The 26,809-nt window shown below is 45.7% G+C and carries 24 protein-coding genes; 4 read left to right on the forward strand and 20 right to left on the reverse strand.

Annotation, left to right across the window (positions count from 1 at the left end):
- Positions 1-99: 99 nt before the first annotated feature.
- The 6 genes from NIES2104_RS18920 to NIES2104_RS18945 are packed head-to-tail and all read right to left on the reverse strand — an operon-like array spanning position 100 to position 4,339.
- Entirely contained in the window at positions 100-543 is a 444-nt protein-coding gene (locus tag NIES2104_RS18920) for a hypothetical protein (RefSeq protein WP_058999822.1), read from the reverse strand.
- A complete protein-coding gene (locus tag NIES2104_RS18925; protein ID WP_058999823.1) occupies positions 540-2,069 on the reverse strand; it encodes a hypothetical protein in 1,530 nt (509 codons plus the stop codon). Before NIES2104_RS18925 ends, NIES2104_RS18920 begins: the two co-directional genes overlap by 4 nt.
- Positions 2,070-2,096: 27 nt before the next feature.
- Positions 2,097-2,426 (reverse strand): SMR family transporter, encoded by a 330-nt coding sequence (locus NIES2104_RS18930; protein WP_058999824.1) that lies wholly within the window; start codon positions 2,424-2,426, stop codon positions 2,097-2,099.
- Positions 2,423-2,944, reverse strand: a complete 522-nt coding sequence (locus NIES2104_RS18935) for a YqeG family HAD IIIA-type phosphatase (protein ID WP_263970991.1) — start codon at positions 2,942-2,944, stop codon at positions 2,423-2,425. The genes NIES2104_RS18930 and NIES2104_RS18935 overlap by 4 nt, the downstream gene beginning before the upstream one ends.
- A 45-nt stretch (positions 2,945-2,989) precedes the next feature.
- Positions 2,990-3,949, reverse strand: coding sequence for a decaprenyl-phosphate phosphoribosyltransferase (locus NIES2104_RS18940; RefSeq protein ID WP_058999826.1), 960 nt, complete (start codon positions 3,947-3,949; stop codon positions 2,990-2,992).
- Positions 3,950-3,988: 39 nt separating this feature from the next.
- Positions 3,989-4,339: a hypothetical protein gene (locus NIES2104_RS18945; RefSeq protein WP_263970992.1), complete on the reverse strand. Its 351-nt coding sequence runs from the start codon at positions 4,337-4,339 to the stop codon at positions 3,989-3,991.
- A 730-nt stretch (positions 4,340-5,069) separates the two neighbouring features.
- On the opposite strand from NIES2104_RS18945, the gene NIES2104_RS18950 reads away from it, so the two are divergent.
- Entirely contained in the window at positions 5,070-5,705 is a 636-nt protein-coding gene (locus tag NIES2104_RS18950) for a response regulator transcription factor (protein ID WP_058999828.1), read from the forward strand.
- Here NIES2104_RS18950 and NIES2104_RS18955 read toward each other — a convergent pair.
- Genes NIES2104_RS18955 through NIES2104_RS18995 form a run of 9 tightly spaced genes read right to left on the reverse strand, consistent with a single transcriptional unit; the run spans position 5,683 to position 15,250 of the window.
- On the reverse strand, positions 5,683-6,495 hold the full coding sequence (locus NIES2104_RS18955; protein WP_058999829.1) for a glycosyltransferase family 2 protein: 813 nt from the start codon (positions 6,493-6,495) through the stop codon (positions 5,683-5,685). The genes NIES2104_RS18950 and NIES2104_RS18955 overlap by 23 nt on opposite strands.
- Positions 6,496-6,546: 51 nt before the next feature.
- On the reverse strand, positions 6,547-7,713 hold the full coding sequence (locus NIES2104_RS18960) for a polysialyltransferase family glycosyltransferase (RefSeq protein WP_058999830.1): 1,167 nt from the start codon (positions 7,711-7,713) through the stop codon (positions 6,547-6,549).
- A complete protein-coding gene (locus tag NIES2104_RS18965; RefSeq protein WP_058999831.1) occupies positions 7,710-9,212 on the reverse strand; it encodes a glycosyltransferase family 39 protein in 1,503 nt (500 codons plus the stop codon). Before NIES2104_RS18965 ends, NIES2104_RS18960 begins: the two co-directional genes overlap by 4 nt.
- A complete protein-coding gene (locus NIES2104_RS18970) occupies positions 9,209-10,720 on the reverse strand; it encodes a glycosyltransferase (protein WP_058999832.1) in 1,512 nt (503 codons plus the stop codon). The genes NIES2104_RS18965 and NIES2104_RS18970 overlap by 4 nt, the downstream gene beginning before the upstream one ends.
- Positions 10,717-11,619, reverse strand: a complete 903-nt coding sequence (locus NIES2104_RS18975) for a glycosyltransferase family 2 protein (protein ID WP_058999833.1) — start codon at positions 11,617-11,619, stop codon at positions 10,717-10,719. Before NIES2104_RS18975 ends, NIES2104_RS18970 begins: the two co-directional genes overlap by 4 nt.
- A complete protein-coding gene (locus NIES2104_RS18980; protein ID WP_058999834.1) occupies positions 11,616-12,404 on the reverse strand; it encodes a glycosyltransferase in 789 nt (262 codons plus the stop codon). Before NIES2104_RS18980 ends, NIES2104_RS18975 begins: the two co-directional genes overlap by 4 nt.
- The gene (locus tag NIES2104_RS18985; protein WP_058999835.1) at positions 12,401-13,153 is read right to left on the reverse strand and encodes an FkbM family methyltransferase; all 753 of its coding nucleotides are present in this window, start codon (positions 13,151-13,153) and stop codon (positions 12,401-12,403) included. The genes NIES2104_RS18980 and NIES2104_RS18985 overlap by 4 nt, the downstream gene beginning before the upstream one ends.
- Positions 13,154-13,156: 3 nt before the next feature.
- The gene (locus tag NIES2104_RS18990; protein WP_225895263.1) at positions 13,157-14,398 is read right to left on the reverse strand and encodes an ABC transporter ATP-binding protein; all 1,242 of its coding nucleotides are present in this window, start codon (positions 14,396-14,398) and stop codon (positions 13,157-13,159) included.
- Between the two features lie 15 nt (positions 14,399-14,413).
- Positions 14,414-15,250 (reverse strand): ABC transporter permease, encoded by an 837-nt coding sequence (locus NIES2104_RS18995; RefSeq protein WP_058999837.1) that lies wholly within the window; start codon positions 15,248-15,250, stop codon positions 14,414-14,416.
- 5 nt (positions 15,251-15,255) lie between these two features.
- On the opposite strand from NIES2104_RS18995, the gene NIES2104_RS19000 reads away from it, so the two are divergent.
- Positions 15,256-17,124: an ABC transporter ATP-binding protein gene (locus tag NIES2104_RS19000; RefSeq protein WP_263970993.1), complete on the forward strand. Its 1,869-nt coding sequence runs from the start codon at positions 15,256-15,258 to the stop codon at positions 17,122-17,124.
- Here NIES2104_RS19000 and NIES2104_RS19005 read toward each other — a convergent pair whose 3' ends face one another.
- Entirely contained in the window at positions 17,125-20,766 is a 3,642-nt protein-coding gene (locus NIES2104_RS19005; RefSeq protein ID WP_058999838.1) for a response regulator, read from the reverse strand.
- A 43-nt stretch (positions 20,767-20,809) separates the two neighbouring features.
- Entirely contained in the window at positions 20,810-21,217 is a 408-nt protein-coding gene (gene msrB / locus NIES2104_RS19010) for a peptide-methionine (R)-S-oxide reductase MsrB (protein WP_192843608.1), read from the reverse strand.
- A 117-nt stretch (positions 21,218-21,334) separates the two neighbouring features.
- Between msrB and NIES2104_RS19015 the strand changes: the two genes are divergently transcribed.
- Positions 21,335-22,420: a trypsin-like peptidase domain-containing protein gene (locus NIES2104_RS19015; protein WP_058999840.1), complete on the forward strand. Its 1,086-nt coding sequence runs from the start codon at positions 21,335-21,337 to the stop codon at positions 22,418-22,420.
- Between the two features lie 129 nt (positions 22,421-22,549).
- On the opposite strand, the gene NIES2104_RS19020 is transcribed toward NIES2104_RS19015, so the two are convergent.
- Together NIES2104_RS19020 and NIES2104_RS19025 are read right to left on the reverse strand one after the other, a co-directional pair.
- Complete coding sequence (locus tag NIES2104_RS19020; protein WP_058999841.1) at positions 22,550-23,782, reverse strand: site-2 protease family protein; 1,233 nt, start codon at positions 23,780-23,782, stop codon at positions 22,550-22,552.
- 96 nt (positions 23,783-23,878) lie between these two features.
- Entirely contained in the window at positions 23,879-25,018 is a 1,140-nt protein-coding gene (locus NIES2104_RS19025; RefSeq protein WP_058999842.1) for an AI-2E family transporter, read from the reverse strand.
- A gap of 110 nt (positions 25,019-25,128) precedes the next feature.
- On the opposite strand from NIES2104_RS19025, the gene NIES2104_RS19030 reads away from it, so the two are divergent.
- Complete coding sequence (locus NIES2104_RS19030; RefSeq protein WP_058999843.1) at positions 25,129-25,485, forward strand: hypothetical protein; 357 nt, start codon at positions 25,129-25,131, stop codon at positions 25,483-25,485.
- On the opposite strand, the gene NIES2104_RS19035 is transcribed toward NIES2104_RS19030, so the two are convergent.
- Positions 25,457-26,797: a hypothetical protein gene (locus NIES2104_RS19035; protein ID WP_058999844.1), complete on the reverse strand. Its 1,341-nt coding sequence runs from the start codon at positions 26,795-26,797 to the stop codon at positions 25,457-25,459. The two genes, NIES2104_RS19030 and NIES2104_RS19035, sit on opposite strands and share 29 nt — an antisense overlap.
- Positions 26,798-26,809 lie beyond the last annotated feature (12 nt).

Below are 26,809 nucleotides of genomic sequence, written 5' to 3' on the forward strand. Positions count from 1 at the left end.
GCTCTCAGGACGATGGACGACACGCTGTGTACTTCGTTGAGAGGATTGTAAAGACGATTTTCGGATCATGCAGATTCACTCACTAAACACCAAAATCGATTAGGGTTGCTCTAAACGATACACGATCGATTCACGTCGGGGATCTTGACCCGCAACGCGACGCAGTTTGCCTGATTTCTCCGCCTGTAAAAGACGCTGATAGATTTCCGCTCGATCCATGCCTGATTCATTGATCAATCGACCCACTGCAAGGGCTTGAATTTGACGATCGCGAATCGAGTTCAACCACGCAGACACAGACTGATTCCGCTGAAACGGAATGTGCACCCCTTGACGATCAAAGTTCTTTCCATAAAAAAGATATGTTTCGTGACTCGATAGATAGCCAATTGTTTCCCCCGGCTTTGTTGCGGTGTCAATATAAGAAATCGCATCACTATACAATCGAGTCCGGGCAATTGCCCGCTGTTGTCTTGCCCAAAATAGCCCGCCTGCAAAGATGCTACTGACAGCTAGGGTAAGTCCGATCGCTTTCTTGTTCATACCCAGATATTGACGAGAACAGTAACACTCGACAGCACACAGCCCGCTGTGATCAACGGTTTGCGGAAGTTCGCGATCGTTGATCCCACCGCACTGAGCACCCCCAACAAAGCAACGCCCGCAAATCCATATCTCAATCCTTGCCCCATCCAGTTTGTGACTCTGGGCGGGAACTCATTCGAGCCGCTGTAAGGGGTATAGACGTAGAGAATGACGATCGCAACAATCAGCATTCCCGGCAGCATCGTTGCCTTCTTAAAATCCTGTGGACGCAACGCCATTATCACCGCACAAATCACCAATTGCAGCCCGATCAGTCCAAACGGTACTCCGAACTGAAGAATCACTTGCTTGATCACAACCAGCCAATCCGAAGGATTTAACCAGCGAAAAGCCGCGGCTAATGTAGTGATCTTCACTTTACTGGGATCGACAGTTCCAGGAAAAAGCTGAATTCCTGCAATTTGCACCCGCAGAAGTCCTACAGGATTCCCGATCGACAAAAAGTTCTTCAGATACCAAAAGCTCCCCAGCAAAAGCGCGATCGCACTTCCAAGCCACGCAAACCCTTTTGAGAATCGATTGAGATGAACAAACCAAGCAGCAGCAGGTCGGGGAAGCAAGATTGGGAAAAGCGCGATCGAGAGCACTAACAACACACCATAAGGAATCGCTGAAGTTTTAATTCCTAGCATCATCCCGGTTGAAATGATGGCTAAAACAAAATCCGAGACAAAGCGACTGTTCCACCAAACCAGTAGAAAGTAAAAGGCACTCAAAAAGAATGCAGCAAACTGAATATCTACATGAATCGAGTTCACAAGTTGGGTCAACAAAGGCAACGTCAACACAAACAATGCGGCTGCAAGACTATAAATTCGCTGTGCTGAGAACTGCTGCGCGATTAAGTAAGTTGCTCCTCCTAGAATCAACCAGGCGACAAAATTTGGAAATGTCACCAAAACATCCTCGCGAAACGGAAACATAAAGAGTAAACATAGTGCTTCCCAACTGTAAGGATAGTAACCGATCAGCTCCAGCTTGAACTCATCCAACACCGCAAAATGACCGACTTGATACCATTTTGCCATTGCAGGTAAGTGATAAGCGAGCGAGTCATAGCTAGTAATCGGAGTCAGAATTGCGTAAACAATCAGATTCAGAAAGACAACAACAAACGCGCCTAAAATGATTCGCTCTTGCAACGTGAAAGATTGAATCGTTTTCGAGAGTGAGAATCGAGGAAACTTGTTTTGCGTCGTTCTCAGTAAGAAGCATCCTAACGAGAACAAAAGAATTTCACACAGAATCACAGCGCTCAAATTCAGTTGATGCAATCCTCCAAGTACAAGCGCGATCGCAGTTTGTAAACTACACCAAACCGTGAGAATTACCAGTCCAGCATGAGCAAGTCTGAATGTAGATTGATGCGTTGTGATGGCAACGATCCACAGGCAAACAGGGATCGCACCCACCACAACGACCAGGAACAACAGCAGATCCCATAGATGCTGTACAAAAGTCATACCACTAACCACAACTGTGAGTGAATCCTACTTACTTGATGCGATCGCAAAAATCGCACTCATCATCAATCCAATTCCCAACCACTGAGACACCGAAACACTCTCTTTCAAAATCATGCCGCTCGAAATCGTCGTCGCGATGATGGTTAGCCCAATCACAACCGGATAAGCGATCGACAAGTTCATCTTCCCCAGCACAAACAAATAGAGCAGCGTACTCACTCCATAAGCAACAATGCCAGAAATTGCATAACTATTGAGCAAACTTTGATTTGCGCCCAGTTTTAATAGCGTTTGAGCTGTCGTATTGAGCAATACAGTTAATCCAATCAGACTGACCAATAAGATAGCGTTCACGTCGATCGTTTTGGGGGTAAAGATTCAAGATTCCATAGTGCTCGGTGTTGTGGATAAGGTCGGTGCAACCATCGCCCAGCCAGTTTTTCCCATGATCGCGGCGGATGTGGCAAGCTTGCGACCTGAACACAGTGACACCCGACAAGCCAAGCTCCTAATACATCGGTGTGATAGCTATCGCCAACGACAACCACCTGCCAAGCCGCTAACCGCATCGATGCGATCGCACGTCGAAAGTTTTTCGGAAACGGTTTCTTCGCTCGACTGATTCCAGGAACATTTAAGCGGTGTGACCAATACTCAAATCGCTGGAGTCGGCGACCATTCGAGAGCAGAAACAGTTGAAATCCGAGAGCGTGAGATTGAGCGATCCAGGCTTCCGCGTCGGGTGATAGATAGCGATCGTCTTCGGACACGATCGAATTATCAAGATCCAAAATAATGCCTTTGATTCCTCGTTGTACTAGGTCACGATGCTCAATTTCTGCAAGCAGATCCGTCTGCTGAAAAGAAGGCAAACAAAATTTCAAACCTAAGCTCCGAGGTCATTGCAAAACAAACGCTCATTCGATCCATTGTTGCTGTTTGAACCACAGCACCGTAAAGCAAGTCAGTGCCCAACCAAACACCGTCACGAGAATAGCGCGATCTCTGAGCAAGACTTCTTCAGGGCGTTCACTGCGGTCGCTTTGTTGCTCTTCGGTTGCCTGCGGATCACTAATTAACTGATACCGAAACACACCATGCAGCACAAATGGTAATGTCAGCAGCATCCAGGCAGTCGGTGCACCTCGAAAGTAAGGACCTGAACTCCATAGAGCGTAGGTCATCACAGTCCCAGTTGTCACCACATTTTCCATCCGATCCAACACGGCTAAAGAGTATCGTCTAAGCACTGCACGCGGCTTTGTTCCTTGGAGTTGCGACAGTCTCAATTCTGCTTTGCGCTTTTCCACAGCCAGAAACAACGCCAGCATTGCCGTACAAAGCAAAAACCATGGAGAAACAACAATCTGAGTCGCCGCACCGCCCGCACAAGCCCGCAGAACAAACCCCGCTGCGATCGCACCAATATCTAAGATCACCATACGTTTCAGGCGAGCATTGTACGCGACTTGCAACGCGGCATAACTTAAGAGCACTACACCTAATTGAGGAGATCGCAGCCAAGCGATCAACAAGGCTCCCAGTAACAGCACGATCGACATTGAAAGCGCGATCGGGATTTTGACGAGTCCTGCTGCGATCGGGCGATATTGTTTGACGGGATGTTGTCGATCGGCTTCGACATCTAGAATGTCATTGAATAGATAAAAGCTACTAGAAGTAGCGCAGAAGACAGCAAATGCAATAAGGCTGCCGGTTAGGGATGAAACACTGAGATTAAACGCAAACAGAGGTGCTGCAAAAACAATCAGGTTTTTTGTCCACTGCTGCGGTCTTAATGCGACAAGATAAGCCCGAAATTGAGAAACTTGAGAGAGCTTACTTTCTCTAATAGGCGAGGGCAAGTTTGTGGGCATAACTGATCCTAATTGAGAAGCTCATAAGAATAAGTTCGATTAGCCGATCGCTCTGAAGTCTTTCACTGCTGGATGATGTCCCATTCGAGAATGATCGCGAGTGAATTCGCTCACCGAGGGGTTTCCGTTTGGATGAACGACTCCGACGGCTTGCTGCCACAGATCTTGAGGTGCGATCGCGACTTCATACCTAGATTCACGACGATGCACGTGATACCACTCAGTAGATTGACATTCATCGCACCAGAACGCTTCGAGCCATTCTCCAGGTAGCGGGACAGTCGATCGAGCGGAAATGGAAAGGCGGGCTTGACGCTGCCCCATGCCTCGTTGTCGGAGTTGTTCTACTTGATCGGCATACAGCGGAAATTTTTGGCTGACGCTGTGCAAGTAACACCCATGTTTCGGGCAATAAATACTCCGCCGTTTAGAGCGTTTCCGATTTCGGTCACACCTTCTCTGCAATTCGACCTCCTTGAAGACCAGTCCAAATGAAGGTTACGGCGGAGAGACTGAGATCTAATTCGACCATCGAAGCCTACTCCATTAAGCTGACATTAAGTTTTTTGACTGAACTATATAGAACTACGAGGGTGAGTACTGATATCAGGAAGAAACCGACATTGTGGGTATAACTTAATCTTTTAATTTTTTGTGTGAAATTACGACACTAAAGCGCTACACAACCCCAGTTTTAGAGTAGGGATGCTCGAAGCAATCCGTATTTTTTCATCTCACTAGGAAATGCACGTAAGTCTTTTCCTTACAAAATTTCCGCTGTTGTGGTTTCCACTAGTAGTACGGAGATTTTTCTCAGTATTTGACCGTACTTCTACATAGAAAATTCAGCACTGATTTTATTGACTTAGAAGGTATCTTCTAGAGAAAGCGAAGCAGACCAAGCAATAAGATAAACGTCGATCGGAAGAATCTTAGTTTGTGTTTTAGTGAAATTACGGAAACAGCTTCGAGTAATATCCGTAATTTCCAGGTCACGTAGAAAATTTAGGACAGACATTTGTGCTGATGACAACCCAACAAGTCCCCGCCAGTATGAAGTATAAGTAAGATACTCCGGAGATTTGCGGAAGCGCGATTTAAATTAGGAACATCGACAACTATGCTGGGTACAGAACCAAAAGGCGCAATTCTGTTAGTAGACGATGACGTGAACTTCGTGACATTGATGAGCGGGTACCTGTCTTATCAGGGTTATGACGTAACCACTGCTGAGACGGGCACAGAAGCGATCGAGCTTTTGGGCGATGTGAAACCGGATCTGATCATCTCGGATATTGTCATGCCTGAGATGAATGGGTATAAGTTCGCGGAAACGGTTCGGAAGTCGCCAGAGATTAACTGGATTCCGATTATTTTTCTATCGGCGCGGGATCAAAGTCAGGATCGGGTGCGGGGGTTGAGTTCGGGTGCAACGGTTTATATGATCAAGCCGTTTGAATTGGCGGAACTCAGTGCTCAGATTGAATCGGCTTTGCGATCGTCTCAATTAATGCAGCAAAATCGATCGAAGCGGGCAGAATCGAAAATTTCTGTCCCAGAAGGAGTCAAGCTGACTAATACAGAATTGACCGTGGCGCGATTAGTCGCACAGGGCTTGTCAAATTTGGAAATCGCGACTCGGTTGAATGCGAGTAAGCGGACGATCGAGAGTCATATCAGCCACATGTTGAAGAAGACGCTGCTGAATAATCGAACGGAACTATCACGCTGGATTATTGAGAATAATATGGAATGAGTTTGAGGAGTTTGCGAACGGCTCTGAGGCTAAACGATTTTGATTGCGTCCAGGTTCGCCAATAGCACCACTCCACCCATTCGATCGGGGTTAGATGCTTGCGATATTTTCGGAGCAGGTGGCGGACTCGTCGATCCGAACTTCCATCTGCCATTGCGATATAGGTTTTTGTGCCTTCGATTCTGCGATAGTTGCCCCAAATTTGATCGACATATTTAATGTGAGCGACTTGAACGGCTCGGAGAATGAAATCGAGATCCATCGCGTGATGATCGTCGATCGCATAGTTGCCAATTTGATCATGCAGCGATCGGTGATAAAAGTAAGCGCAAGGATTACAAGGATAGGGATTGATATTGAGTCCAACTACTAGAGCGGGCAATCTAAGCTTTGCGGGTTTGTTGATATCGATCACTTGATTGCGATCGTTCCAGATGCGACAGTTCCCGACCACGAAGCTCGGTTCGGGTAGCGTTTTAAATAGTTCAATCACTTGGTTTAGAACATTCGGTTCATAGTAGTCATCAACATTCAGGAACGTGATGATTTCTCCGGTTGCCATTTGAATGCCTTTGTTCATTGCATCGGATTGACCGCAATCGCGCTCCGAAATCCAGCGAATATGAGGATAGTGCTGTGCATATTTTTTGACAATCGTCACCGTATTGTCTATTGAGCCACCATCAATAACGAGATGCTCAACTTCATTGCAGTGTTGAGCAATTACGGTTTGGAGGCAGAATTCGATGAATTTTTCTCCATTGAAAACAGGTGTAACAATAGTGATCATACTGGATGCACGGAACCTGACAGAAAATTCATACCACGTTGGGCTGAAAAATCAAAGTTGCGCGATCGCATGATTCAAAGTCTCTTCATGTTCGAGTCGAGCTTCGATGAAGTCTGGATCGAAATAGCGATGGGTCAGATCCGCTCCGAAGCCGATAAAACTAGGAACATTGAACAAGAGCTTTAATGACAGACAGGCAGAACTCACCGCAAACACTCGTACATTACTATTTTGAAAGGCTTTGAGAAAGAAGACCTCGAAGGGTAGGAAGAATAGATTCGGATCGCTCAGCAGAACAATGTCTTGATAGAGATCAGATAGATTTTCTTTGAGTCGAGCAATCTTATTGAGATCATCTCTCGGATGAGGTTTGATCACAAGAACGCTGTTTGATGGAATCTGATAGGAAGTGAGAAATTCTCGATAGGCTTGAATTTCAGCATCTTGGGATAAGCGTTCTCCTTCTGAAAAGTTGGAAGTGAGCAAAATCGATATGGGAGAATTTGCGATCGTCGCTTGCACCTTTCTGACTTGAGTATCATCAACAAAATGAGTGAACTGTTTGAACACCGCGAGGAGATGATCGGGATCGAGTTTGACGATCGACATCGGCGGCGTTTCTCCAAAGATTTCTGGTAGCACAAAGTAACCGATTGCAAACGGCATCGAATACAGCTTAGTTTTTAGCTTTAATCGTTCGCGGCTTCGATGCCAAAACGATCGCGCTTTCCACCAAGTCCAATCGAAGAATTGATCCGGAGTGGGGGGTGGGGTGAACGGGCGACGAACGACCGCAGAATTTTCAGAGAAGTACAATCCGATTCCGTCACCGTAGCAGATGCGGCTTGCGGTCGCATAAGCATTGCTCAAGAGTTGATTGGTAAACTGCCAATTGCGACAGAGATAAAGCTCATCGGTTTGCTCTAAGCCAATCCACTCGTGAACTTGATGATAAATGCGATCAGGCGGTGTGGAGTCTAATCGATGCCCGATCGCGTCGAGTTGTTCGGGGGTGAGATATATGATCGCTTCCCATTCAAAGATCGATTCTGCCATACGCTGAATGAATTTTGCGAACTCGTGGTGTTGTCGATCGGGTGCGTACAGTTCGTAAATCACCAGATAGTTTTGGTAAGAATTAGACTGCAATCGATAAAGCATCGCTGATAGAGCCGCGATGAGTTGAATGCTTCCCTGACAAGTGATGATTCGCTTCATTTTGGTAGCAGGCGGAATAGTTGTTGTTTGTAGATGGGTTGCAATTGATAAGACTGTTGGAGGGTTTGCTGAAGGTAGCTTAAAGGCTTATAGACATAAATATCTGACTGGTTTGGAATAATTGGAATTTGTGGTTGAATCACAAGCTGAAATCGGGTTTCAGGGCGAACGAGGTGGCTGAGCGCTAAAACATCCCCGATCGTACCTGCTCCTTGATAAGAAACTTCGTTACTAATGACGATCGCGGTTTTTGACTGATTAATTATTGCAGCCATGGTTTTATCGTCATTGATTTGATTTTGAAAGATTTGTGCTGAGCAAGATAGCACTCCTGCTGTCAAAATTGTTAGTAGCATCAACTTCCAATAAGTTTGATGAGAGCCGCTTTGAATTCGAGTGGCTAACCAATGCGCGACTGCAATTTGAATTCCTAAATAAGTTGGCACAAAGTAGCGGCTGTTTGTCGATCGTAGCCCACCCAAAACGAGATCTGGCACTGCAATACAAAAAACAAGCGGCACCATCAGAAGTAAAACAAAGCTCCAAACGGTTTTGGGTGTGTGTTGAATCAGAGATTTGATTGATAAGAAAACTAAGAGTACGATCACGCTTGCAAACACGAAATTGAATCTTCCAGTTAAGTTCCCGGTTAGAAAAAGAAACTGAAGATTCACTATCCAATCGCTTACAAGATCTTGAATCGGAATCGATCTTGCCATCCAAGCATTCATCTTTTGGGCTTGTGATAGATTGAGTCCGACGACAAGCAACCAAGGAATCGATAAGCTAAATCCCCAGAGGAGTGCTTTACGATTTTTAGTTGAATAAAGCGCGTGGCTCACGACTAAAGGAATAGATAGAAGCATCGTGTACAGTGAAACCACGATCGACATTCCATAGAGACTCCAAGCCACTTTTGTTTGAACTCGAATTGCTCTAAGTAGTGCCGCAGACATCACTAAAATCGTAACTGTCCAGAAAGCATATTCTCTAACTTCCTGAGCATAGTAAACATGAAACGGAGAAACCGCCATCAGCATCATTGCAATCCAAGCAATTAGGGGCTGGGCGAATAGTTCGATACAAAGCCAATAGAGCGCTGGAAAGACCAACAGACTGAAAAGTGCAGACAGCGATCGCAGTACAGCGACATCATTTCCGAATAGCTGCATCCAGAGTCGTACGATCGCACAATACAGCGGAACACGATGCGGCTCTTCTGCAATTAATGAGCGAATCATATCGATCCAGGTTTTTTCGGGTGTAATCTGTTGAAACTGAAGCAGATTGGAACGCTCAATTAATTGCCCGTTAAAAACCTGTGTCGTGATTTCAGCGATCGTATGTCCTGATGCTCTTAGCAAGGTGTAGACTTCATCATGCCAATAAGGGCGTTCTGCCAGTGCAACAAACCGAAAAAAGACTCCGAGCAGCAATAGAACTAGAACTAAGAATCTGAATGCAGGACTGTACCAATATTGGAATGATTTTGTGATCATGGGTGACGCAGCAGGAAGCGAATAGAACGCAACACCTTGATCGCAAGACGCACGATCGATAGGTGCTTGATCTGTTGGTTTATCACTTTTTCCGAAGAAATTCGATTCACTGCTAAACTTGCCACACCTTCATTTATCTGTGTATCCCCTTCAGGAATTATTTTTTGATAAATAATGCCATGTTTCTCAAGTGTTAAAGGATACAATTGCTCAAAGAGTTTTACAGATAGCTCGATCGGGAAACAACGATGCTGTTCTAGTTGCTGGTTCAATTGCTGAATCGTCATGAATCGAGGTTCAATCACAATCAGAAATCCCAGCGGTGTTAGATAAGAAACACACTGCTCGATCGCTTGATCAGCTAAAACAATTTGAAATGTAGCATTCTTGTCTAAATTGGCTTGTGTGTTGGGTTGCACGTAGGTTAAGCGCGATCGCGATAAATCACTCAAATCTGAAACAATCTCAGGCGCGATTTGATAACACAGAATGTTGAGAACAGGATAGAGTCGCTGAAGCTCTTGGATAAATTCATATAGCTGGATGCGAGTTTGAAGTTTGAAGGCAGTTTGCGATCGTCGATCATGTTCTCCTCGAAATGGAGCTTCGATCTCATTCTTGAAAATATAGTGATATAGCTTTTGCTGGATCGATTCGGGTGAATAGCAGTCAACAAACTTTCGATGACCCGCAGCAGCGATTTGAGCGGCTTTTTCAGGATGAGCTAGATAGAACTGAATCTTTTCTGATAGCTCGGTTTCATCGCCGTAGCATTCTAAGTGAACGCCTTCTTCAAAGAGTTCAAACAATCCCGTTTCGGGACGAATGCGATCGCTCAATAAAAACCCGCCTGCCATTAAGACTTCAAATACTCGTCGATTTAAGTCACCATTCAAGCTTGTATTAATCACAATCCGCGCTTCGGCATAGTCTTGTAGTGAGGTAATGTAGTCTTTTGTTTGAACGTCAATGTTAGAAAGCTTTTCTAAGACATAGTTCCGGTAACAGTGAAGCTCTGATTTTGAGCCTCGGAAGATCACATCATCGGTCTTCTCAGAAGCAGGTGGAATGTAAGAATCAAGCACGATCGAGGCAGGCAACCAAAAGACATTCTTCAAGCCTGATTCAGCAAAAAAATGGAGATGTTGTGGGCTTTGGTAAGTCCAGTGATAGTCACAGTTAAGCTGTTGACAGTATCGAATTATTCGACTCAAGCCACCATCGCCCGGATGAAAAGTATCTCCTAGCTTCATCACGGTTGGACAGTTCAGCGCATCGAGTCCACGCGGCTCAAAGGTCATCACTCGCGCTGATAAGCTCACTAAATCCGGCTCGAATGGCAGTTGTTTGAGGATCGGACGCACGTCAAAAGAACTGCTTGGAATTGCGATCGCCCATCCACGTTTAATCGCTTCACTCGGCGGATTCGGACAGGCAATAATGCGATCGCCAGTTTGATCAAATTCAGCAAGCGGAACGGGTTTAGGTCGTAATATTAGTTCCTTCATTGACGATGACGGAGGAAGTAAAGAGAGATAGAAACTAACATAATCGCTTTTCGTAACTTAGAGAGATGAGCACAGCGAATGATTGAGAAAAATGTGTCAAATTCTTGCTGAGTTGGCTGAGGAATTGATCGAAATTCTCGATCGGCAAATTGATCAAGGTTCTCTGCATCGCTGAATTTAATCATCCAGAAGTTGAATAAGCGATCGAGGGCTTGATCGTATTGCTCTAAATCGCTTTGCGATCGCGTTTTCAATTTGCCGTAATGCCCATTGTTTCCGTGTACCCGATACTTCACTAACGGCTGATTGAGATAGTACTTATGAGCATTTGCGATCGAGGCTCCATAACATAAACAATCATCTGCCCGAATTCGCCAATCTTCTAAATAAGGAATTGGAAAAATCTTCTCTAAAACATGTCGCTTGATTGAAACGGTAGAAGTTCGATGCCCGATCCAAGTTCTGCGGTAAAGAGTACTAATTTTTGAAAAGCCGAGATCGCGAGTACGATCGTAACAAGCAGCGAGCCGTTCTTCGTTGCCAAAAAGCTCTGCACTCGTAAATAAAAAATCGCAGTCAGGATGATTTTTGTAGAATGTCAATGCAGTTTCAATATAAGTTTTTGTATACAAGTCATCCGCATCTAGAAAAAGGAGAATTTCACCTGTTGAGGCATCGAATCCAGCTTGAAATGCAGAAAGTTGCCCCTCGTTTTTATCTTTCAGAATTAGGTGAACTTGATCAGATTTAGCTTTTAGAATTTCAGCAGATTGATCAGAAGAACAATCATCGACAACGATAATTTCATCAGCAGGAATCGTTTGATTGAGTGCGCTATCGATCGCTTCGATCACATAATTTTGATAGTTATAATTATTAATCAAAATCGAGGTTCTCATCGCAGCAACTCCTTGACCCAAGATCGGAGTGACTTCTTAGAAAAATTGCCTTGACGAATATCAGACCGAATATACGATCGTAGAATACTCAATTCAATGTCTCTCTCAGTTAAAACTCCAGCTTCTAGCGCTTCTCTAAAGTATTGAAACCAGAGTTCACCGAATGGATGATTGTGAGCTTTCCAGGGTTGGGTGTAGAGATTTGTATAATGAATCAGTTTTGTTTCAGAATTGCAGAAATCAAACTGATTCCAATTCGGATCAAGTTCAGCGATCGAGAATGAATGATACTGTAGAAATCGAGCATTCATTTGATTGAAATCAGAATAACTGTAGAGGTTTTGATCGATTTCTGCACAGTAATTCTCTAGATCAAATCGACAGCGATCGCAGTCAATCAACATAACACTCAATCCCCAAGCATCGTTCGCTTCTCGCTTTGCAAGAAAATCACTTTCATGCAATTCAGTTTCAAATAATTCCGCAATGTCGGTTAAACAAATCGTATCAGAATCTAGATAAATTGCGCGTCCTTGATGTTTGCAAAGTTGCGGAATTAAATAACGATATAAACTAAACTCGGTTACGTTTTGATATTTAATTTTAAGCGACATTGGAGCTAGAAATGGCTCATCGTCGTTTCGCTCGATCGCATTATGAGTTCCATTCAATACGTAAATATCTAATTCGCGCTGAGTATGTTTTTGCAGCGAGTAAATCAAGACTTTCCGCTCAACTAAGCTGGCTTCTCCTGAACCAATAAAAACGCGAATCGGATGAGTCATACCGAACCTCCGACGATACTCCACGCTTTACGAATTCGATTCGTGTCTAAAACGGCTAATGTGTCTCGTGGTGTTGAAATAAACTGATAGCCAAATTCTTCAAGATATTGGCGGCAAGCTGCTTGGTCTGACTGACTAAGATGTTTATGTTCGTAAAGCACGATCGACGGACTAAACCTTCTAAAATCAATGAGCTTGATAATCTCAAAATCATATCCTTCCGTATCGATATGAATCACATCAATTTCACGAACATCATATTTATAACAAAGCTGTTCAAAGGTTTGGCAAACGACATTGCAAGAGATTAATCTCTCTTGTAAATCAGGAATCCATTGTTCATGTTTTAAGATTGTCGGAAGTGAAAATGACCCAAGCTGGCTATACCATTCAGGCGCATTTTCATCTTGTCTCAAATAGTAGAATTTCTGCGCGTTGCTTTCTTTGGCAATCGCGCTATTCTCCAAAGCAATATTAGGAAAATCTCGAAAATTCTTCTCTAACTTTTCAAACACATATCGAACAGGTTCAACCTTAATTCCTGACCAATTCCATTTCAAAATGAATCCGTAAATTGGATCGCCATTGATCCCATCATTCGAGCCGATTTGAATAAAAGAGGGTTGATGATTGAGCGAATAAGTATAAAAAATGCAATCGATCGGATCTTGAAATGCAAAATATCTTAGAAACGGCGATCGCACAATTTTCCAAGGACACCTTTTTCTCAGAATTTGACGAATTCCCATACGCTACAAACTCCGCCATTCTGCTTTAGTCAGAATCTTACATTTCTTCGGTAGCCCAATCTGCCCCGTTCCGAAAAAATCTCCGCCTTCAACTACGATCGACACTGCATCTTGAATATAATCCAGCACCTCAGATTCTCGATAAGCAAAATAGATGGGCAACCGGTAAGTTCCATTCGCCAAAGGCAAATTGTTCAGCCTACATCGAACAAACCCTGACTCTGAATTCAACACAACATTACTATCAGTGAAATTTGTTCTGAGTAATAAGATTGTTTGCCCTTGATCATCTAAAACCGCAAAACTTACAATCACATTGTCTAACGGTTTTCCTGAATCATTCACATAGCCAAATTCAAAATCATAATTAAATCCAGATTTCAGCGTTTCAACTTCTTTTCCAGCAGTATCTAAGACTCGAAAATTTGAGACTTTCACTCTACCCGATCCCGTCCGATCGCGTCGTTCTAATAACGGAATTTTGCTCATCAACTGATCAGAATGCTTCGAGTAAACCTCGATCGCTTGTTGCACGTTCCCGTTAAACACAACGCTGCCGGACTCTAATACAATTCCTCGATCGCACAATGCGCTAATCGTCTGCATATTGTGACTCACAAACAAAACCGTCCGCCCTTCTTTGCCAACATCCTCCATTTTGTTCAAGCATTTCTTCTGAAACTGCACATCACCGACCGCTAAAACCTCATCCACAATCAAAACCTCCGGCTCTAGATGTGCCGCAACCGCAAACGCCAATCGCACATACATCCCCGACGAATAGCGCTTCACAGGCGTATCAAGAAACCGTTCCACCTCAGCAAACTCAACAATCTCATCAAACTTCCGCGCAATCTCCGATCGACTCATCCCCAAAATCGCACCATTGAGATAGATATTCTCGCGCCCCGACAGTTCCGGATGAAATCCCGTTCCCACTTCCAGCAGACTCGCCACTCGTCCCCAAATTTCGACCCTGCCGCGTGTTGGTTCAGTAATGCGGCTGAGAATTTTTAACAGCGTCGATTTTCCGGCTCCGTTGCGCCCAATAATACCAACTCGTTCGCCTTGATCGATCGTAAAAGACACCCCGTTCAATGCCCAAAACGCCTCCGATCGCATTCTTGGTTTACGCTGAACGATCGATTTCGCGGTATCAACGATCGCATCTCGCAGCGTCACCGTGTTCTGATGCGGCAGACGCGAGACTTGGTAACATTTCCCCAGATTTTCAACGCGCAGCATGGGCATCGATCGCACCTAGATAATATCGGCAAACGTTCTTTCAACGCCACGAAAATAATAAATTCCTGTCCACACAAATAGCAATATGACAATCAACGCTAAAACGAATCCTGGTAAATATAGCGCTTGATCATCATTGAGAATCGCCCAGCGAAACCCGTCGATCACACCCACCATCGGATTTAGCGAATACAATAATCGCCAGCGCTCAGGAATAATATCAATACTATAGCCAACTGGAGAAACGTATTGTCCAAGCTGAATCACAAACGGAATCACTTGAGCAACATCACGAAATTTGACATAAATCGAAGCAAACCACAATCCGAATCCAAACGCGGTTAATGCTGCCATCAACGTGAAAAACGGTAAACTAATGATTCGCCAAGATGGAACATACCGATACCAAATCATCAACGCCAGCAGCAATAGTCCAGATACAAGAAAGTCCACGAAATTTACCACGATCGCGCTGGCAGGAACAATCAGCCGCGGGAAATAGATTTTAGAAATTAAATTGGCATTGTTCACCAGACTGTTACTGGTTTGAGACAGTGAACTCGCGAAGAACTGCCAAGGTAAAAGAGCCGCCAATACCAAAATTGGATAAGGTGCCGTTCCTTGAGTTGGCAAGTTCGCAAGATTGCTAAAAATCACCGTGAACACAATCATTGTTAGAAACGGTCGAATGATTGCCCAAGCGATCCCGATCGCAGTTTGCTTGTACCGCACCAAAATATCGCGCCAGGATAAAAAATAGAACAATTCGCGATATTGCCACAAGTCCCGCCAGTATTGTTGTTCTGTCCGTCCCGCTTCAATCACAAATTTGGGTTTTGGCGATCGCTGCATTCTCGATGCTCCTCAATTTCCTGATCAAACGCTATCGTAAAAGAATGCAGATTCGACGATTTCAACGCTCAATTGGCAGCGTTACTCAATTTTTATCGATTTTTCGCTACTGTGGACGGGCGATCGAGCTTGTTTGGTCAACGAACCGCAGATTAACGATCGTGCTTGCATTGTTCACCTTGATCGGGGGTCTAGTTCCCGCGGCGATCGCGTATGTGGGGAAACTGATTGTCGATGCGGTTGTACTAGCGTCGAGAACAGGACTAGAAAGCGATCGCTGGATGGCACTTACTTATCTAGGGTTTGAAGCGCTCATGGTCGCGATTCAGTCCGGGAGTAAGCAAGGACTTGCACTCGTTCAATCGCTACTCAGAGTGTTGCTCGGTCAGAAAGTCAATGAACTGATTCTTGAAAAAGCACTGACGCTGAATCTGACGCATTTCGAGGATTCAGAGTTCTATGACAAAATGACTCGTGCTAGACGAGAAGCTTCGAGCCGTCCGCTGAGTTTAGTCGGTCGAACCTTCGGCATTGTGCAAGATTCGCTCACGCTGATTACTTACGGCGGATTGTTGGTTCGATTCTCGGTTTGGGCAGTTGTGATGCTGATGATTGCTGCTGTCCCTGCCTTTATTGCAGAAACTCGCTTTGCAGGTGAGGCGTTTCGATTGTTCCGCTGGCGCACCCCTGAAACTCGCGAACAGAACTATCTCGAATGGTTGATCGCAAACGAGTCACCCGCAATGGAAATTCGACTCTATCAGTTGGGCGGATTGTTGCTCGATCGATATCGCACGATCTTCCGCCGCCTGTACTCTGAAGACCGAGATCTCACCGTTCAGCGCGGCATCTGGAGCTATGTGCTTGGACTCGTTAGCTCTGTGGCATTCTATGGTGCGTATGTTTGGATTGTGTGGGAAACGATCGCAGGTCGAATCTCGCTCGGTGAATTGACGATGTATCTAGTCGTTTTTCGTCAAGGACAAGGCGCATTTGCTTCGATTCTCAGTTCGATCGGCGGCATGTACGAAGATTCGCTCTACCTTTCAAATCTCTACGAATTCTTAGGGCAAGAAATTCCGCGATCGCAAGGCAGCGCAACTCGTGGAATAGTTCCCGGTGATGGTTTGCGCTTTGAAGAAGTTACTTTTTACTATCCCGAATCCGACAAACCCGCACTCAATCAAGTCACATTCCATCTGAAGCCTGGGGAAAAATTAGCGATCGTGGGTGAAAACGGTTCCGGTAAAACGACATTGATCAAGCTCCTCACACGACTCTACACCCCCACTTCTGGACGAATTCTACTCGATGGTTTAGACCTTCAAGCCTGGGATATCGGAGCCTTACAGCGGCGAATTGGTGTGATTTTCCAAAACTTCATGCGCTACCAATTTAGCGTGGGGGAAAATGTCGGCGTGGGGGATGTTTTGAACTTAGACGATCGCGATCAATGGGTCATTGCTTCTGATAAAGGTAACGCGCTTTCCTTTATCAAAGACCTTCCAGAAACCTTTGATACGCGCTTAGGGCGATGGTTCAAAACCGGGCGAGAACTCTCTGGAGGACAATGGCAGCGGATTGCCTTATCCCGCGCCTTTATGCGAATTAGTGCAGATATTTTGGTGTTAGATGAACCGACTTCTGCGATGGATGCAGAATCCGAAGTGCAAATCTTCGATCGATTCCGCGAAATGACCCCGGATCAGATGGCGATCTTGATTTCCCACCGCTTTTCAACGGTTCGCATGGCAGATCGAATTCTCGTGATGTCTGCTGGTGGGGTCGTTGAGCAAGGCAGCCATGAACAATTAGTCAAATTGGGAGGACGGTACGCGCATCTATTCTCGATTCAAGCTGCTGGATATCAATAGCTATCGGTACAACCAAACCCGCAGCAATGACAATAACTGCTCTGTATCTACAGGTTTAGTAATATAGTCAGATGCGCCTGCTTCAATACATTTTTCTCGATCGCCCTGCATCGCCTTTGCCGTTAGCGCAATGATCGGCAGCGATCGAAATTGTTGCTGCTGACGAACCGATCGCGTCGTCTCATATCCGTCCATTTCCGGCATCATAATATCCATTAACACCGCATTGATATCTGGGTTCGCTTTCAGTGCTTCAATGCCTTCACGCCCATTCTCAGCGTAAAGAACTTCCATCTGGTGACGCTCCAGTAAGCTGGTTAATGCAAAAATGTTTCGGACATCATCATCGACAATCAGCACTTTCTTATTTGCCAACACCGAATCGACTTGATGTAAGTCTTCGAGAATTTGACGTTTTGGTTTGGGTAAATTGGCTTGAATCCGGTGCAGGAACAATGCAGTTTCATCCAATAAGCGCTCTGGCGATCGTACATCTTTGATAATGATCGTTTCTGCCAAACGCTTTAGTTGAGTTTCTTCGGGTCTTGTGAGTTCTTTTCCGGTGTAAATGATGATCGGAATTTTCGATAAAGCTTCGTCTTGTTTAATCTGCTCGATGAGGTCAAAGCCGCTCATATCCGGCAATCCCAGATCCATCACAACACAATCAATCTGTTGTGACTGTAGAGTCTTTAGAGCATCTTTCGCGGTGTAAGCTGCAATGCTCTTCACATCTCCATTGCCAATCAAATCGATGATGCTTTGAGCTTGCACCTGATCGTCTTCGATCACTAATAAGTTCTTCACTCGTCGATCGATAAACGTCTGAATCTCATCAAACAACTGATTGAGATCATCCGACGACACAGGTTTCTGAAGATATGCGATCGCGCCAAGCTGCAATCCGCGCTGCTTCTGATCATCGCTCGATAAAATATGAACCGGGATATGTCGCAGTTCTGGATCGTGTTTTAAGCGATCGAGGACTGTCCAGCCATCCATATCCGGTAGATGCAAATCGAGCAGAATGGCACGCGGTTTAAACTGTTGAGCTAGTGCAAGCCCGGTTTGACTTCTCAGCGCTGACAACACTTTGAAGCCTTGTTGACGTGCAATATCTGTGAGAATTCTGACGAAGTTCACATCGTCTTCGATGATCAAGAGAACGCGATCGCTCTGATGAATTGAGGCGCGATCGTCTGGAACTTCTGAAGGGAGATTTGGCGGCACCAACGGACGAGGAGCAACGGGAACAGAACTTGTGGTTACAGGTGCAACCGATCCCGGATCTGAAACTGCTATCTGAGGTAGGTAGAGCGTGAATGTACTTCCTTGATCGACTTCGCTACTCACTTGAATCGAGCCACCTAAGCGATGCGCTAATTCTCGACTAATCGACAATCCTAAGCCTGTTCCGCCATATTTTCGGCTAGTGGTACCATCGACTTGCTGAAACGCTTCAAAAATTAACTGCTGCTTTTCTCGCGGAATACCAATTCCCGTATCTTTCACCGCAAAGAAGATTTTTTGATCTGGCGTTGACCCGATTTGAACAGTTACACTGCCTTGCTCAGTGAACTTAAACGCATTCGCTAATAAGTTCTTGAGAATTTGCTGAAGTCGTTTGCTATCGGTCGAAATCACTTCTGGAGTCTGCGGATCACGCTCGATCGAGAAATCCAATCCTTTACCACTTGCAATCTGCCGGAATGAGCGATCGAGATTCATCTGCAAATCCGTCAGATTCAGCGGTTCAACATCAAGCGTAATCGTTCCCGATTCAATCTTGGCAAGATCGAGAATGTCATTGATCAAATTCAGCAAGTCATTACCCGAAGAATAGATCGTTCTACTATATTCGACTTGTTTTTCAGTTAGATTATGCTCGGCATTGTCGCTGAGAATCTTTGCCAGAATCAGCAAACTATTGAGCGGTGTTCTTAATTCGTGCGACATGTTCGCGAGAAACTCAGACTTGTAGCGAGATGAGATTTCTAGCTGTTCGGCTTTCTCTCGCAGTGCCAGCATTGCTTGATCGATTTCATCGTTCTTTTGTTCAACTTCGCGCTTCTGTGCTGCTAATAGTTCAGCTTTTTCTTCAAGCTCTTCATTCAGTTGCTGTAGCTCTTCGTTAGAAACTTTGAGTTCTTCTTGTTGTTCTTGCAAACGCAGTTCTGATTCTTCTAAGGCGCGGGCTTGTTCCTGAAGCTGACGATTACTCTGATGCAGTTCTTCCTGCTGGCTTTGCAGTTCTTCTGCCAGTGATTGGGATTCTTGAAGAAGCTGTTGAGTTTTCGCATCTGCCGCGATCGCTCTTAACACCACCCCGATCGTTTGCGCCAATCGATCGAGCAACGTTATCTGAAGTTCAGTGAATGCCTGAAACGATGCCAGTTCAATCACTGAAACGACATCGTTCTCAAACAATACAGGTAAAACAATCACGTTCAAGGGAGCCGCTTCTCCCAAGCCCGATCGAATCCGAATATAATCGCTTGGAACATGCGTTAAAAGAATGCGTTGTTTTTCTAAAGCACACTGTCCGACCAAGCCTTCACCTAAATGAAACTGATTCGAGAGTTGTTTGCGCTCTTGAAACGCATAGCTACTTAAGAGCTTTAACACCGGAGCCGATTGCTCTGCATCCATCACATAGAATGCACCATACTGTGCACCTACGAGCGGTGCTAAATGCGACAACATCAACCGCGAAACCGTTTCTAAACTGCGCTCTCCCTGAATCAGATGCCCGAATTCGGCTAGATTGGTTTGCAGCCAACTTTGTCGATCGCTCTTTTCCAAGCTCACTCGCAAGTTCTCAACCATCTGATTGAACGATCGCGTTAGAATCCCCACTTCATCTTGGCGATCGAGCGCTGGCAGTTGTGCCGATAAATCTCCATCTGCGATCCGTTCTGCCGTTTGTGACACTCGATCGAGGGGTTTGGAGATGTGACGATTCAGCAGAAATGCCAGCACTGCAAGCACTGCAAATCCTAATGGAATTCCATACAGCAAGCTATTGAGCGTATTTTGTCCAGCGAGACTGGCGGCGTTCGATCGCTGGTCGAGCAAAATTTGTTCCCGCCCTTTCATTTGAGTGATGATGCTTTCAATCTGTTTCATCACTGGAATGGCATTCGGAATCGAGTCGGTACGAATTGATGCTTGAAATCCTTGAGTATCTCTTACTTTTAGCCGCTGTTCCATAATGGACATTCGTTGATCAATCAACGGCTTTAACTGTTCAAGGCTTCGCTGTTGGGCGGGATTATCTGAGGTAAGCTGCCGAACTGAAGCAACTCTCTGATCAAGCACGGATCGAGCCGTATTGTAGGGAGCCAAAGACTGAAGATCGGGTCTTAGAAGATACCCTCGCTGAGCGCTTTCCGCGTCTTTAATTACAGAATAAATTCCGTCTAGCTCATCTAGAACCCGGTAGGTATGTGCGACCGACTCAGAAGTATCAATCAGTTGCCGCGTTCCTCGATATGAAATAAACCCGATCGCTGCGAAAACCGCCAACCCAATCCCAAAGGTCGCACCGATCTTTGTGCCAATTCGTAAGCGTTTCAACATTTCTGATTCATATCGATCGTGCGTCCGATGATGATTGTCTAATGCACAGCAAAATCGATACATCTAGCCACAGACAGAGGGATGAGATTGTCTCATCCCTGAGCCTTTATTCGGGCTTGAATTCAAGCGCGACACCATTCATGCAGTATCTCAATCCAGTCGGGCGAGGACCATCTTCAAAGACATGTCCCAGATGTCCACCACATTTTGCACAATGAACTTCGACCCGCGTCATAAAGAGCGATCGATCGACGTTCGTTTCGATCGCTTCTTCTAATGGCGCATAAAAGCTGGGCCAACCTGTGCCACTGTTGAATTTCGTTTCAGATGAAAACAGAGGCGTTCCACAACCTGCACAGGCGAAGGTTCCTTTACTATATTCCTTGTCGAGTGGACTCGTTCCCGCCCGTTCTGTCCCGTGTTGGCGTAACACTCGAAACTGGTCTGGGTTGAGTGTTTCTTTCCACTCATCTTCGGTTTTATTAATCTCAAACTGATTGTTTTGAGTGTTCATCGTGGCAATATTTTTTCTATTGTTTCTTTCTTAATTTTAACAAATTTCCCCCGAAAGCCAGAAGTAAACCGAAGTCCGATCGCGCTCTTTATGAAGTGATTTATTTCGAGTATCGTTATGTTCAAAAGACTTCTAGGATTGCTCGGTGTGTTGCTGCTCGGTTTTGGGTTGCCTGCAAATGCGGCTCCGTTTGGGGCGGATGAAAATTTTGTCACGGCTGCGATCGATAAAGTGGAAGCAGCGATCGTTCAGGTGAATGTGTCTCGTAATTTGGGCGGAGAAGTACCGGGAGCCTTAAGACCGTTTTTAGGAAATCCTCAAAACGGCGCATCTTCACGAGTGTTACGGGGATTAGGTTCGGGCTTTGTCATTGATCAGAACGGCAAGGTTTTGACCAATTCGCATGTCGTCGATAATGCGGACACCGTGACGGTTTCATTTCAAGATGGACGAGTGTTAGAAGGAAAAGTGTTAGGCAAAGATCCGGTGACAGATGTCGCGGTGATTCAAGTGCAAGCGGATAACTTACCGACTGTGAGGCTGGGAAATTCAGATAATGTGCGTCAGGGACAATGGGCGATCGCGATCGGGAATCCGCTAGGTCTGCAAGAAACGGTGACCGTGGGCGTAATTAGTGGAACTGAGCGATCGAGCGTTGATATTGGGGTGCCTGATAAGCGGGTCGGATTTATTCAAACCGATGCGGCAATCAATCCCGGAAATTCAGGAGGTCCTTTACTGAACGCGAATGGTGACGTGATTGGAATCAATACCGCCATCATTCAAGGAACGCAAGGATTAGGATTTGCAATTCCGATTAATACGGCTCAAAAGGTGGCACAGCAATTAATTGCAACCGGAACCGCAACCCACCCCTATATCGGTGTGCAATTGGTAGCACTCGATCCGAATGTGAAGGATTTTATTAATCGTGCGCCGAATAGCAAGATGAAAGTAGAAGACGATCGCGGAATTTTAGTTGTGGGAGTGGGTCGCGGAACTCCAGCCGCCAAAGCAGGATTGAAAGCCGGAGATGTCATTCAATCGATCGACGATCAGCCGATTCAGAATGTGAAAACGATTCAGCAATTGGTTGATGACGCGGGAGTTGATGGCAGATTGACGATCGAGGTGAAACGCAGCGATCGAACGGTGGCATTAACGATTTCACCGGAACAATTACCTGCGGTTGAAACGCAATAAATCGAATTGCCCGACGATTTCCATCCAACGATTTCGCGTTTACCCAACGCCGTAGAGACGCGAACACGCAGTGCAGCGAAGCTCCTAATCGCGTCTCTACCAGGGTTTTTGTGATCGCCAAATTTCTAATTACCGTAATTCCGCCGCCGCCTGTGCGATCGCGCCTAATTGCAATCCGGGCGGGTAGGCTCCTTCTTCCTTAATTTGTTTGATCGCCGCATCCGAAATTCTCAAATTCATCTTCAGCGCGATCGCTTTTACAATATCGCCCCGATCAATCACACCCGAAACGGCTCCCGCTGGCGATAACACCGTCACCCGCGCCAAACTCTGGTTCTCCAACATCTGGATAATTTCAACGATCGAGGTCGATTCCTGCACCGTTGCAACTTCCGTCAACGGATGCACAATGTCCAGAAGCGTTCTCGTTTCCCATTCGCTCCGCTCGATCCGCTGAAGATCCTCAGCATTCACGACTCCCCGATATCGCCCATTCGATGCCGCATAATAAATCGGGGCGCGAACATCACTAATCAAATAATCATCCGCAAATTTCCGCAGCGGCATTCCCGCATCCAGCACCCGAAAATCACGAGTCATCGCATCTTCAGCCTTCACCTTCAGCATCGCTTCTTGCAGTTCTGTAATGCGATCGTAGGCACTCGCATTCTGCACTACAAACCAACCGATCAACGCTGCCCATAATCCAGTTCCAGCCCCTAAACCGGGCATTCTCACAAGACCAAACACAACCGCTGTACCCCAGACGATCGCGATCGTTCCCAAGAATCGACCGATTTTCGCGGCAGTCCGAATGCCTTTAATCTGGCTACCGGTCAGTTTCCAAACGATCGTTTTCAAGACCTGTCCCCCATCCAGCGGCAAGGCAGGGATCATATTAAACAGCGTCAACAGCAAATTAAGCGCCGCTAAATCTCGCACCATGACACTCAGCGGCATTTCTGTATTCGGAGCGAATACCGTGACCAGAGTCAGCAAAAGAAAGATTGCAAAGCTGACGGCTGGACCTGCGATCGCCACTTGGAACGCTTTGCCGGGAGTTTTCGGCTCTTGAGCGATCGAGGCAATTCCGCCAAAGAAGAACAGTGTAATCGACTGTACTTGAATGCCTTGAAATTTCGCCACCAAACTGTGACCTAATTCATGCAGCAGCACCGAGGCGAATAAAGCCAACGCCATTGCGAATCCTGTGCCCCAAGCTACCGGAGTGCCCCAGTCGGGATAGCGCACTTGCCACCGGAGGGCATTGCCCAAAGTGACAATCACAAGGATAAAAAACCAGGACGGGTCAATCAGCAATGGAATGCCAAAGAGTGACCCAACTCGCCAACCGGATTGCATGAATGGTTATTCCAAAAGCATCTATATCCAGCATAAGAGAAGAAAAGAATGTAGCGCGGGTGAGATAACCCAACCTCGCAAAAGTTTAAATTCAATTCAGCTTTCAGAGACTTTGGACAGTTCATCAGAGCGCGAAGCACTCATCGTCAGCGCATCGCCAGAAACAACGATCGTAGAATGAGGTGCTCTTAAAGACACCAATATACTCTTGACGACAACCGCGATCGGCACCGCAACGACAACCCCCAGCAATCCACCGACCCGCGCCCCCATCAAAATCGAGATGAATACCCAAACTGGATTCAGTCCGGTAAAGCTTCCCAAAACTCTTGGCATAATCAGATTTTCAATAATCTGCTGCACGATCAGCGCCGCAATTAAAACCTCTACACCCAATCCAATATCGCGCAGTGCCACCAGCAACGAAACAACCGCAATTCCAACCGAGCCACCGAATGGAATCAGCGCCATTGTCCCGATCGTCAATCCAAACAGTAATCCAAACGGAACGCGCAACGTGAGAAATATCACAGTCAGCACAAATCCCATCGAAGTCGATGAAATCAACTGACTAAAGAAGAAATTCTGAAAACTCAGGCGCAATGTTTCTGTGAATGAATCTCTGATGCGATCGGGCAACCATTCGACCAAACTTTCCCACAGTCGATCGCAATGCTGGAGTAAATAAAACGTGAGGACTAACGTTAATAGAAAATCAAGCAAACTCGTAACGGTAATGACCGCTAACCCAAGAATATCTCCGGCTAATCGCTGTAATTGAGTCTTGACCGGGGATGTGATTTGATCTGCCAACACATCGAGACTCACTGGAAATCCAGCTTTTTCAATTTGATCATTGAGTAGAATCAATTGTCGCTGTCCCGAATCGATCCAATCTGGCAATCGAATCACGAGTTGCTGAGCTTGCTGGAGGGCTAATGGAACGAGTGTCACCCCGATCGCTAATAGGACTGAAATGGTGAACAGAAAGACGATAATAGCGGCTCGTCCTCGTGTTGTGCCATGTTGCTGCATGTAGCTGACGGGATAATTCAGCAGAAAAGTCAGCAACGATGCGCCAACGACGATCGCTAAAAGCGAATGAAAGTAGCTAAAAATCGACGAAAACGCCCACGCATTCAGCACCACTAGCGGTACGAATGTGGCAACGAGAATCGCTTTTGACACGGGAGATAAGGACTCCCACCAAATCCATAGCTTATTGCGATGAGGCATGATGCAACAACGAACGACAGGAATTCACGAGAGCGTTTTGGGCAGTCTCTAGATATTATTATCGCGCTTTGGTTTCGGTTCATCTTCCTTTCGCCGTGATTCCTTGTGTTATGAATGACTTCGATCGCTTAGAACCAGATGCAATTCGGCATCTGCGGCTATTTTTCTATCTCTTGCCCGTGTTTGGATTTTTCCCAGCGGTGTGGACGTTGTATCGTCGATCGGGAAGTCGGCAAGAACGGGTTTTGAGTCGATTTGTGGTGAAATTTGCGCTGGGCTGGTTGATTCTCTACGGATTGATGGGCGCGAGTGCGTTCACGTCCGAATCTGCTCAGTTGCCGCTCCTTTTAACCGCGAGTTTTATGACTTCGGGTTATTTTGTGCTGAATCTCTTTCTGATGGTGCGACTGTGGCAACGAAAAACGATCGCACTTCCACTTATCGGGAAAGTCGGGCGATTGCTTTAAGAATGTGATTGAGTTCGATCGTGGGTGAATTTTGAGATAAGGCTTCGATCGCTGAAATCTGAGCAATTTCTCGAATTTCTCCACCTGTGAGCGCGTATTTCTTGGCTAATGGTTTCCAATCGATTTGAGCGATCGAAGTTTCTTTCGGAAAAGCTTGCTGCCAAAGTTGAATTCGGGCGGTTGTATCGGGCTTGGGAAATTCGATCGTAAAATCAATCCGTGACCTTAAAGCGCTTGGAATCGCCAATCGATGCCGCACACTAAAGCAAGTTAAACCATTTCGAGATTCAATCAGTTCAAGCACTTTTGCGATCGGAGCCGATCGAGTTAACCATCGTTCTGCTGATTTGATCAATAACAGCGGTTGATCGATTAAATCTTCCGTCGGTTCATCAACGATCGCTAAATCAATCTCAGTTAACGGCAATCCTAATTTTTGAGCGATCGATTGAATGGCGATCGTTTTCCCGGTTCCACTGGCTCCAATTAATAATGCTGTGATTCCTTTTGATTGTCTAAATCCCCATTCTCGCAGTTGAGACGTAAACCGAATTTGATCATAAATCTCTTCTAACTGAGCTTGAACCGTTTCAGGCAGCACGAGATTGATCGATTGTTTCTGCGATCGATTAATTGCTACAGGTACTTCCAGCGAAACTAACTCCTCTAGTGCCGCTAAATCTACAGGTTCGCTCAAAAGATAATTCACGCACTCATTAGAAAGCTTTAACGATCGGGATAAAAACATTGATCGATCATTCTCTTCCACTTCAATCAATCCCGATTTCATCAATCGACTCGAATCAATCAAGTTCGATCGTACTGTCCGCCATTCCGCATCATTTCGACAAAGCAACCGGAGAACTAAATCGATCGTCGGTCGTTCCAAGACATCCTGACCGCTCTGCAAATATCCAAACAATTGAGCGTAACGGCGATGCACTTCAGGCGCGAGCGCAATCAGGATAATATTTTTCTCAGATGTCGTGAGATTTAGGCGATCGCATAACAGCGGTAACGCGAGTCCAATCCCTCGTTGCCGACTCGCTTGGATTCGGGCTTCTAACTGCTGCTGATAACTTGGAGACGGCTTCGACGGTTTCACTGGAGAATCAAACGCGATCGAGTCCTCCAAACTAATCACGCCCTTCCACCAATGACTGGTTGCGTGATCGGCTTTCGTTTGTGCCACTCGCTCGATCGTTTTCGCTTCTTTTTTCTGTTTCGCTACAGCGGTCAACAACAACCGCTCTAACCAGTTAAATTCAACTTTGAGATACGTCCAATTATCAAGAAAGGGTTCCGCAGGCATGTCTCACCGAAT

It is taken from the genome of Leptolyngbya sp. NIES-2104 (genome assembly GCF_001485215.1).
Lineage (GTDB): Bacteria > Cyanobacteriota > Cyanobacteriia > Leptolyngbyales > Leptolyngbyaceae > Leptolyngbya.

Coding starts and splice junctions, on each gene's coding strand:
- NIES2104_RS19030 (WP_058999843.1), top strand. CDS start 25,129: ATGAATGACTTCGATCGCTTAGAACCAGATGCAATTCGGCATCTGCGG.
- msrB (WP_192843608.1), bottom strand. CDS start 21,217: ATGAACACTCAAAACAATCAGTTTGAGATTAATAAAACCGAAGATGAG.
- NIES2104_RS18940 (WP_058999826.1), bottom strand. CDS start 3,949: ATGCCCACAAACTTGCCCTCGCCTATTAGAGAAAGTAAGCTCTCTCAA.
- NIES2104_RS18990 (WP_225895263.1), bottom strand. CDS start 14,398: ATGCTGCGCGTTGAAAATCTGGGGAAATGTTACCAAGTCTCGCGTCTG.
- NIES2104_RS19025 (WP_058999842.1), bottom strand. CDS start 25,018: ATGCCTCATCGCAATAAGCTATGGATTTGGTGGGAGTCCTTATCTCCC.
- NIES2104_RS18975 (WP_058999833.1), bottom strand. CDS start 11,619: ATGAGAACCTCGATTTTGATTAATAATTATAACTATCAAAATTATGTG.
- NIES2104_RS18970 (WP_058999832.1), bottom strand. CDS start 10,720: ATGAAGGAACTAATATTACGACCTAAACCCGTTCCGCTTGCTGAATTT.
- NIES2104_RS19035 (WP_058999844.1), bottom strand. CDS start 26,797: ATGCCTGCGGAACCCTTTCTTGATAATTGGACGTATCTCAAAGTTGAA.
- NIES2104_RS18980 (WP_058999834.1), bottom strand. CDS start 12,404: ATGACTCATCCGATTCGCGTTTTTATTGGTTCAGGAGAAGCCAGCTTA.
- NIES2104_RS18960 (WP_058999830.1), bottom strand. CDS start 7,713: ATGAAGCGAATCATCACTTGTCAGGGAAGCATTCAACTCATCGCGGCT.
- NIES2104_RS19000 (WP_263970993.1), top strand. CDS start 15,256: ATGCTCCTCAATTTCCTGATCAAACGCTATCGTAAAAGAATGCAGATT.
- NIES2104_RS19015 (WP_058999840.1), top strand. CDS start 21,335: ATGTTCAAAAGACTTCTAGGATTGCTCGGTGTGTTGCTGCTCGGTTTT.
- NIES2104_RS19020 (WP_058999841.1), bottom strand. CDS start 23,782: ATGCAATCCGGTTGGCGAGTTGGGTCACTCTTTGGCATTCCATTGCTG.
- NIES2104_RS18950 (WP_058999828.1), top strand. CDS start 5,070: ATGCTGGGTACAGAACCAAAAGGCGCAATTCTGTTAGTAGACGATGAC.
- NIES2104_RS18995 (WP_058999837.1), bottom strand. CDS start 15,250: ATGCAGCGATCGCCAAAACCCAAATTTGTGATTGAAGCGGGACGGACA.
- NIES2104_RS18920 (WP_058999822.1), bottom strand. CDS start 543: ATGAACAAGAAAGCGATCGGACTTACCCTAGCTGTCAGTAGCATCTTT.
- NIES2104_RS18985 (WP_058999835.1), bottom strand. CDS start 13,153: ATGGGAATTCGTCAAATTCTGAGAAAAAGGTGTCCTTGGAAAATTGTG.
- NIES2104_RS18925 (WP_058999823.1), bottom strand. CDS start 2,069: ATGACTTTTGTACAGCATCTATGGGATCTGCTGTTGTTCCTGGTCGTT.
- NIES2104_RS19005 (WP_058999838.1), bottom strand. CDS start 20,766: ATGTATCGATTTTGCTGTGCATTAGACAATCATCATCGGACGCACGAT.
- NIES2104_RS18965 (WP_058999831.1), bottom strand. CDS start 9,212: ATGATCACAAAATCATTCCAATATTGGTACAGTCCTGCATTCAGATTC.
- NIES2104_RS18955 (WP_058999829.1), bottom strand. CDS start 6,495: ATGATCACTATTGTTACACCTGTTTTCAATGGAGAAAAATTCATCGAA.